At 71.7% G+C, this 8,841-nt stretch carries 6 protein-coding genes and 1 pseudogene; 2 read left to right on the forward strand and 5 right to left on the reverse strand.

Features of this window, described 5'->3' with window-relative positions:
- A partial coding sequence (locus HMPREF0731_RS25875; RefSeq protein WP_007002043.1) for a hypothetical protein occupies positions 1-190 on the reverse strand: 190 nt, incomplete at its 3' end.
- A gap of 186 nt (positions 191-376) precedes the next feature.
- Between HMPREF0731_RS25875 and HMPREF0731_RS00680 the strand changes: the two genes are divergently transcribed.
- A complete protein-coding gene (locus HMPREF0731_RS00680; RefSeq protein WP_007002044.1) occupies positions 377-1,681 on the forward strand; it encodes a hemolysin family protein in 1,305 nt (434 codons plus the stop codon).
- Between the two features lie 99 nt (positions 1,682-1,780).
- Here HMPREF0731_RS00680 and HMPREF0731_RS00685 read toward each other — a convergent pair whose 3' ends face one another.
- The 4 genes from HMPREF0731_RS00685 to tkt all read right to left on the reverse strand — a co-directional run bounded on the left by HMPREF0731_RS00685 (position 1,781) and on the right by tkt (position 7,734).
- The gene (locus tag HMPREF0731_RS00685; RefSeq protein WP_007002045.1) at positions 1,781-3,214 is read right to left on the reverse strand and encodes an NAD-dependent succinate-semialdehyde dehydrogenase; all 1,434 of its coding nucleotides are present in this window, start codon (positions 3,212-3,214) and stop codon (positions 1,781-1,783) included.
- A 200-nt stretch (positions 3,215-3,414) separates the two neighbouring features.
- Positions 3,415-4,611, reverse strand: coding sequence for a phosphoglycerate kinase (locus tag HMPREF0731_RS00690; RefSeq protein ID WP_007002046.1), 1,197 nt, complete (start codon positions 4,609-4,611; stop codon positions 3,415-3,417).
- A gap of 13 nt (positions 4,612-4,624) precedes the next feature.
- Positions 4,625-5,641, reverse strand: a complete 1,017-nt coding sequence (gene gap / locus HMPREF0731_RS00695) for a type I glyceraldehyde-3-phosphate dehydrogenase (protein ID WP_007002047.1) — start codon at positions 5,639-5,641, stop codon at positions 4,625-4,627.
- Positions 5,642-5,691: 50 nt separating this feature from the next.
- Positions 5,692-7,734, reverse strand: coding sequence for a transketolase (gene tkt / locus HMPREF0731_RS00700; RefSeq protein ID WP_157135875.1), 2,043 nt, complete (start codon positions 7,732-7,734; stop codon positions 5,692-5,694).
- A gap of 253 nt (positions 7,735-7,987) precedes the next feature.
- On the opposite strand from tkt, the pseudogene HMPREF0731_RS00705 reads away from it, so the two are divergent.
- Positions 7,988-8,841: pseudogene (locus HMPREF0731_RS00705) on the forward strand (GNAT family N-acetyltransferase); the annotation flags it as partial.

The raw sequence follows: 8,841 nt of genomic DNA on the forward strand, positions 1-8,841 counted from the left end.
CGCCCAGCGAGGCGGCGGCGAGCGGCCAGGGCCAGAGCGACGTCCAGGCCGCGCCGGCACCGGCCAGCCACCAAAACGCCGGCTGCAGCAGCGCCGGCAGCAGGGCCAGCGCCAGGGCCGGCAGCGGCTGCGCGGCCGCCGCGGTGGAGTGCCGGGGGGGAAGCGGCTGGGAAGAGGGAACCTTCATCATGCCTGCTCCGGGGTTGGGGCCTGTCGCATGCGAGGCTTCTGCACGACCGATGCGGCAGGGGATCGACCGCTTGATGGCAGGAATGGGGCCGCGGGGCGTGACCCTGTGGCAGCGCTGCCCTAGAACCGGCTGGCATGGCGCCGCGGGATGCGTCCCGCATCCCTGCCGCATGGAGGATCGCCGACGATGGATGTGCTGCTCGAACTGGCCGTGATTCTGCTGCTGGTTCTGCTCAATGGCGTCTTCGCCATGAGCGAGCTGGCGCTCGTCTCCTCGCGCCGGGTGCGGCTGCTCGGCATGCAGCGCTCAGGGCGGGCGGGCGCCACCGTCGCGCTGAAGCTGATGGAGGATCCGCAGCGCTTCCTGCCCACGGTGCAGGTCGGCATCACCCTGGTGGGCGTGCTGGCGGGCGCCTTCGCGGGGCAGGGGCTGGCGCAGCGCCTGGGCGGCGTGCTGGGGGAGCTGCCGGGCTTCGAGGTCTATGCCAGCCAGCTGGCGCTGGCCATCGTCGTGGTCGGCATCACCTATGCCTCGCTGATCCTGGGCGAGCTGGTGCCGAAGCAGGTGGCGCTGCGCAACCCGGAGGCGGTGGCCGTGCTGGTGGCGCCGGCCATGGCGCTGCTGGCGCGCATCGCCGCCCCCATGGTCTGGCTGCTGTCGCGTTCCTCCGCCCTGGTGCTGGGGCTGCTCGGCGCCGCCCGCCCGGTCTCGGCGACCATCACGGAGGAGGAGGTGCGCGCCGCCGTGGCCGAGGGCGCCGAGGCCGGCGCGCTGGAGACCGAGGAGCGGCACATGATCGAGCGCGTGCTGCGCCTGGCCGACAAGCCGGTGCGCGCGCTGATGACGCCGCGCACCGAGGTGGAGTGGCTGGAGCGCGGCGCGGCGCAGGAGGAGGTGGCCAGCCGCGTGCGCAGCAGCCCGGTGACCCGCTTCGTGGTGGCCGAGCGGCGCATCGACAATGTGGTGGGCGTGGTGGCGGCCAAGGACCTGCTGGACCAGCTGCTGGCCGGCGGGCCGCTCGACATGGCCGCCGCCATGCGCCAGCCGATGATCCTGCCGGACAGCCTCTCGGCGCTGTCGGCGCTGGAGCGGCTGCGCGCCGACCCGATCGGCATCGCGCTGGTGATGGACGAGTATGGCAGCTTCGAGGGCGTCGTCACCGCCTCCGACCTGCTGGAGGCGATCGTGGGCGAGCTGGGGCCGGTGGCGGTGCCCGCCGCCGGCGGCGATGTGGTGGAGCGGCATGATGGCAGCCTGCTGCTGGACGGCATGCTGCCGAGCGACGAGCTGAAGGCGCGGCTGGACCTGCCCGAGCTGCCGGCCGAGGGCAGCTATCACACCGTGGCGGGGCTGATGCTGGCGCTGCTGCAACGCGTGCCGCGCGAGGGCGACCGCATCGTCTGGTCGGGCTGGCGCTTCGAGATCGTCGACATGGATGGGCGCCGCGTCGACAAGGTGCTGGCCAGCCGGGAGCAGGCGACCGGCGGCTGAGGCGCTGGCCGGGCGCCACGGGCGGCCCGGCCGGTTCCGTGGCGGACAGGCCGCCGCCACGCGGGAAGGGGGGGGCGAAGCCTCCCCCGAAGGCGGGCCTTACAGCCCGGCCTGCGTCACGAACTTGGTGTTCAGATAGGCCTCGATCGCCTCCGAACCGCCTTCCGAGCCATAGCCGCTGTCCTTGATGCCGCCGAAGGGCACTTCCGGCAGGGCCAGGCCCAGATGGTTGATCGTCATCATGCCGCTCTCGACCTGGCTGGCGATGGCGTTCGCCGTCTTGGCCGAGCGGGTGAAGGCGTAGGCCGCGAGGCCGAAGGGCAGGCGGTTCGCCTCCTCCACCACCTCGTCGAAATCGCGGAACGGCACCATCAGGGCGAGCGGGCCGAACGGCTCCTCGTTCATGGCGCGCATCTCGCGGGTCAGGCCGGTCAGCACGGTGGGCTCGAAGAAATAGCCCTTGTTGCCGATGCGGCTGCCGCCGGCGCGCAGCTCGGCGCCCTTCTGGGTGGCGTCGCCGATCAGCGCCTCCATGGCCGGGATGCGCCGGTCATTGGCCAGCGGGCCCATCTGGGTGCCCTCTTCCAGCCCGTTGCCGACCTTCACCGACTTGGCATAGGCGGTGAACTTCTCGACGAACTGGTCGAACACCTTCTCCTGCACCAGGAAGCGGGTGGGGGAGACGCAGACCTGGCCGGCATTGCGGAACTTGCTGGTCGCCAGCGTCTTGCTCGCCACCTCGACATCGGCGTCGTCGAACACGATGGCCGGGGCGTGGCCGCCCAGCTCCATCGTGGCGCGCTTCATGTGCTTGCCGGCCAGCTCGGCGAGGTGCTTGCCCACCGGGGTCGAGCCGGTGAAGGTCACCTTCCGGATGGTCGGGTGCGGGATGAGATAGGAGGAAATCTCGGCCGGCACGCCGTAGAGCAGGCCGACCACGCCCTGCGGCAGGCCGACATCGATGAAGCAGCGGATCAGCTCGGCCGGGGAGGCCGGGGTCTCCTCCGGCGCCTTGACGATGATCGAGCAGCCGGTGGCCAGCGCCGCGGAGAGCTTGCGCACCACCTGGTTGATCGGGAAGTTCCAGGGCGTGAAGGCCGCGACGGGGCCGACCGGCTCCTTCACCACCAGCTGGTAGATGCCCTCGCCCCGCGCCGGGATGACGCGGCCATAGGCGCGGCGGGCTTCCTCGGCGAACCAGTCGATGATGTCGGCGCCGGCCATCACCTCCATCTTCGCTTCCGGCAGCGGCTTGCCCTGCTCCAGCGTCATCAGCTTGGCGATGCTGTCGGCGCGCGAGCGCAGCAGGTCGGCGGCCTTGCGCATCAGCTTGGCGCGCTCATAGGCCGAGACCTTGCGCCAGGTGGCGAAGCCGCGCTCGGCGGCGGCCAGGGCCTCGTCCATGTCGGCCTGGCTGGCATGCGGGACGGTGCCGATCACCTCCTCGGTCGCCGGGTTCAGCACGGGAATGGTGCGGCCGCCGGTCGCGGCGCGCCACTGGCCATCGATATGGAGCAGGACGTCCTGATACATCGCAGCGTCTCCTCTTAGAGCTTCGGGCGGAATGTGGAGCCATGCCGCGCGCAGCGCCACCCCTTGACCCGGGATTTCCGGGCGGCCCTCGGGTCATCGGATGAGGCGAGGGCAGGCGCCGCGAGTCGGGCGGCGGACATGAAAAAAGGCCGGGGCGTGGGCCCCGGCCTCGGATCGTCCGGCCTGTGGCGCGCCGCGCCTCAGCCTTCCTGCAGCACCGCCACGCCCGGCAGCGTCTTGCCCTCGAGCCATTCGAGGAAGGCGCCGCCGGCCGAGGAGACATAGGTCATGCGGTCGGCAACGCCCGCATGGCGCAGCGCCGAGACGGTGTCGCCGCCGCCGCCGATCGTCTTCAGCCCGGCCGAGGTGGTGAGACCCGCGGCGGTCTGCGCCACCTGCACGGTGGCGGTATCGAAGGGCGGTATCTCGAAGGCGCCGAAGGGACCGTTCCACACCAGGGTGGAAGCCCGCTTCAGCCGCGACTCGACGGCGGCCACGGTCTGCGGCCCGACATCGAGCGCCATCATGCCCTCGGGCACATTGTCGACCGAGACGGTGCGGCTGGGGGCGTTGGCCGCGAAGGCCTCGGCCACCACCAGGTCCTCCGGCAGCAGCACCTCGCAGCCCGCCGCCTTGGCCTCGTCGAGGATGCGCAGCGCGGTGCCGTGCATCTCCGCTTCCTGCAGCGACTTGCCCATGAACTTGCCCTGGGCGGCGAGGAAGGTGTTGGCCATGGCACCGCCGATGACCAGCACATTCACCTTCTTCGACAGGTTGCCGAGCAGGTCGAGCTTGGTGCTGACCTTGGCGCCGCCGACGATGGCCACCAGCGGCCGCGCCGGATTGCCCAGCGCCGCATCCAGCGCCTCCAGCTCCGCCTGCATCAGCCGCCCGGCATAGGAAGGCAGCTTGTGCGCCACGCCCTCGGTCGAGGCATGGGCGCGATGCGCGGCGGAGAAGGCGTCGTTGACGAACACGTCTCCCAGTTTGGCCAGCGCGTCGACCATCGCCGGGTCGTTCTTCTCCTCCCCGGCGTGGTAGCGCGTGTTCTCCAGCACCAGGATGTCGCCATCCTTGAGCGCCGCGACGGCGGCTTCCGCCACCGCGCCGATGCAGTCATCGGCGAAGGCGACGGGCTTGCCCAGCGTGGCGGAGAGCGCCTCGGCCATCGGCTTCAGCGACATCTCCGGCACCCGCTTGCCCTTCGGCCGGTCGAAATGGCTGAGCACGACGACGCGCCCGCCCTTGTCCGCCAGCTCGCGGATGGTGGGGGCGAGGCGCTCGATGCGCGTGCGGTCGGAGATCTGACCGTCGCGCACCGGCACGTTCAGGTCGGCGCGCAGCAGGACCCGCTTGCCGGCGGGGTCGAGCTGGTCGAGCGTCCGGAACCGGGCCATGGCCGCGCCCCGCTCAGAGCTTGCCGAGATAGGCGGCGGTGTCCGACATGCGGTTGGAGAAGCCCCACTCATTGTCGTACCAGGACATCACGCGCACCAGCCCGCCATCGACCACCTGCGTCTGCGTCGCATCGAAGGTGGAGGAGGCCGGGTTGTGGTTGAAGTCGATGCTGACCAGCTTCTCGGTGCTGTAGCCCAGGATGCCCTTCAGCTCGCCCTCGGCCGCCGCCTTGATCGCCGCGTTGATCTCGTCCTTCGACAGGCCGGTCTTCTTCGGCACGAAGTCGAGCGAGACCAGCGAGACATTCGGCGTCGGGATGCGGATGGCGGTGCCGTCCAGCTTGCCGGCCAGCTCCGGCAGCACCAGGCCCACGGCCTTGGCGGCACCGGTCGAGGTCGGGATCGCCGAGACCGCCGCCGCGCGGGCGCGGTGCAGGTCCTTGTGCAGCGTGTCGACCGTGTTCTGGTCACCCGTGTAGGCGTGGATGGTGACCATGTAGCCGCGCTCGATGCCGAACGTCTCGTGCAGCACCTTGGCGACCGGCGCCAGGCAGTTGGTGGTGCAGGAGGCGTTGGAGACGATCTTGTCCTCGGCGGTGAGCGACTTGTGGTTCACGCCATAGACGATGGTCTTGTCGGCGCCCTCGCCGGGGGCCGAGATCAGCACCTTGCGCGCGCCGGTGCCGAGCAGCACCTGCGCCTTCTCGCGCGCGGTGAAGATGCCGGTGCACTCGGCGGCGATGTCGACGCCGTCCCACTTCAGCTTGGTCGGGTCGCGCTCGGCCGTCACCTTGATCGGGCCCCAGGTCTTGCCATGGGCCTTGATGGTGATGCTGTCGCCCTCGACGATCACCTCGCCGGGGAAGCGGCCATGCACGCTGTCATAGCGGAACAGATGCGCATTGGCCTCGACGGAGCCCAGGTCGTTGATGGCAACGAACTCGACATCGTCGCGCCCGCTCTCGCAGGCGGCGCGCAGCACGAGGCGACCGATACGCCCGAACCCGTTGATCGCGACCTTCACAGCCATGATGTCTTTCCTCGTCTTTCCCGTAACAGGCGAAGGGGCAGGCGCCCCGCTCAGCCCAGCTTGCGCTTGACCGCGGCCACCGCGGCGTCCGCCGTGATGCCGAAGTGGCGATAGAGATCCTCGGCCGGTGCCGAGGCACCGAACCCCGCCATGCCGATGAAGGTTGCATCACTGCCGAGCCAGCGGTCCCAGCCGAAGGGCAGCGCCGCCTCGATGCCGATGCGGGGCGCATCGCCCAGCACGGCCGCGCGGTAGCTCTCATCCTGCAGCGCGAACAGCTCCCAGCAGGGCAGCGAGACCACGGCGGTCGGGATGCCCTCGGCCTCCAGCGTCTCGCGCGCGGCGATGGCCAGCTGCACCTCGGAGCCGGTGGCGATCAGCGTGGCGCGGCGCGGGCCGGAGGCCTCGGCCAGCACATAGCCGCCGCGGGCCGATTTGTTCTCGCCCGCCTCGGCGCGCAGCGCGGGCAGGTTCTGGCGCGACAGCGCCAGCACGGCCGGGCCGTCGGCGCGGGCCACCGCGATCTCCCAGCACTCCGCCGTCTCCATCGCATCCGCCGGGCGGAAGACATAGAGGTTGGGGATGGCGCGCAGGCTGGCCAGCGTCTCCACCGGCTGGTGGGTCGGGCCGTCCTCGCCCAGGCCGATGCTGTCATGCGTCAGCACATGGATGACGCGCTGGCGCATCAGCGCGGCCAGCCGCAGCGACGGGCGCAGATAGTCGGCGAAGACCAGGAAGGTGCCGGAATAGGGGATGGTGCCGCCATGCAGCGCCATGCCGTTCATCGCGGCGGCCATGCCATGCTCGCGGATGCCCCAATGGACATAGCGGCCGGCATAGTTCTCCGGCGTCAGGACGGGGATGCCCTTGACGTTGGTGTTGTTCGAGCCGGTCAGGTCGGCCGAGCCGCCGATCATCTCCGGGATCGCCGGCACCAGCACCTCCAGCGCGCGCTGGCTGGCGACGCGGCTGGCGATCTTCGGCTTGTCCTCGGCCAGCTTGGCGCGATAGGCGGCGGCGGCCTCGTGCCAGCCCTCCGGCAGCTTGCCGGCCATGGCGCGCTCGAACTCGGCCTTCTGCGGGTGGTTGGCCAGGCGCTTCAGCCAGGAGCGGCGGGTGCCGGCGCAGCGGCGGCCGGCGGCCTCCCAGGACGCCTTGATGTCCTCGGGGATCTCGAAGGGCGCGGCGGTCCAGCCCAGGGCTTCCTTGGCGGCGGCCGCCTCCGGCCCGCCCAGCGGGCTGCCATGGCTGCCGGCGGTGCCGGCCTTGCTCGGCGCCGAGAAGCCGATGATGGTGCGGCAGGCGATGATGGTGGGCTTCTTGGAGCGGGTCGCCGCCTCCAGCGCCTTCTCGACGGCCACGGGATCATGCCCGTCGACCCGCTTCACCGCCCAGCCATACGACAGAAACCGCTTCAGCACGTCGTCCGAGCTGGTCAGCCCGACATCGCCATCGATGCAGATGCCGTTGTCGTCCCACAGCACGGTCAGCTTCGACAGCTTGAAGTGGCCGGCGATGGAGGCGGCCTCGTGGCTGATGCCCTCCATCAGGCAGCCATCGCCGGCGATCACCCAGGTGCGGTGGTCGACCAGGCTCTTGCCGAAGCGCGCCGCCAGGTGGCGCTCGGCCAGCGCCATGCCGACGGCATTGGCCAGCCCCTGGCCGAGCGGGCCGGTGGTGGTCTCGATCGCCGGATGCTCGCCGAATTCGGGGTGGCCGGCGGCCACCGAGTGCAGCTGGCGGAACTGCTTGATGTCCTCGATGCCCATGCCGGCATGGCCGGACAAATGCAGCCAGGCATAGAGCAGCATCGAGCCATGCCCGGCGGACAGCACGAAGCGGTCGCGGTCGGCCCAGCGCGGATCGGCCGCGTCATGCTTGAGGAACTTGGTGAACAGCACCGTCGCCGCGTCGGCCATGCCCATCGGCATGCCGGGATGGCCGGATTTGGCCTTCTCCACCGCGTCGATGGCCAGCGCCCGGATGGCGTCGGCCATCCGCCGGTTCTCGGTCATCGGCCGCGCCAGGATCTCGGCCTGGGCCGCGATGGCGGGGTTGGCGGAAGCGTCGGGGAGGGGGGCGATACTGGCCAAGGCGAAGGACCTCTCGGGCGTCGGGACGGCTATAAAGGCGACATGGGGGCGCGGCAACCCGGCAGGACCGGGGCCCGGCCAGGCCCGCCGGCGACGGGCGGGTCGGCCGGAGGCGCGGCATGCCGCGCTGCCGCAGCCCTTACCCCGGCTGGGCCCGACTTGCCAGCCTCGCGGCCCGGGCGAGCGGTTCCGTCACCCGTCCGGACAGGCTTTTGTTGCAGCGCGGTGCGCCGCGCGGCAAAGCTGGCGCGCCATGAAGCTCCCCCTCGCCCTGCCGCGCCGCACCCCCGGCTTCCGTGAGACCGCGCTGTTCCGGCCGCGCTCGGTGGCGCTGCTGGCCGACCCGGCGCTGCCGGAATCGGCGGTGCTGGCGCGCAACCTGGCCGCGGGGGGCTTCAAGGGCCGCCTCTTCGCCATCGGCCTGGCCGCGCCGGGGCTGGAGGCGGTGGCGGATGTCGCCGCGCTGCCCGAGGCGCCGGACCTCGCCGTGCTCTGCCTGCCGCCCGCCGCGCAGGAGCCGGCCATGGCGGCGCTGGCGGCGCGCGGCTGCTTCGCCGCCATCCTGCCGGTGGCCGCGCCCGGCCTCGCCGGAATGTGCGAGCGCACGGGGATGCGCGCGCTCGGCGCCCACAGCTTCGGCCTCTGCCTGCCGGCGCTCGGGCTGAATGCCAGCCTGTCGCACCTGATGCCCAAGCCCGGGCGGCTGGCGCTGCTCTGCCAGTCCGGCGCCGTGGCGCGCGCCATCATCGACTGGGCGGCGGGGGAGGAGCTGGGCTTCAGCCATATCCTCGGCATCGGCACCAACCACGGGCTGGGCTTCGCCCTGGCGCTGGACTGGCTGGCGCGCGACCCGGCGGCCGGCGCCGTGCTGCTCGATCTGCGGCGCATCAAGAACCGGCGCATGTTCATCTCCGCCGCCCGCGCCACCGCGCGCACCCGCCCCGTGGTGGCGCTGCGCCCGGGCGGGCGGCAGATCGACGCCTCCGGCATCGCGGATGCGGTGATGGAGGCGGCGCTGCGCCGCGCCGGCGTGCTGCGGGTCAATGGGCTCGAGGATCTGCTGGCGGCGGCGGAGACGCTGGCGCGGCTGCGCCCGGCGCTGCGTGC

This window comes from Pseudoroseomonas cervicalis ATCC 49957 (genome assembly GCF_000164635.1).
Classification (GTDB): Bacteria; Pseudomonadota; Alphaproteobacteria; order Acetobacterales; family Acetobacteraceae; genus Pseudoroseomonas; species Pseudoroseomonas cervicalis.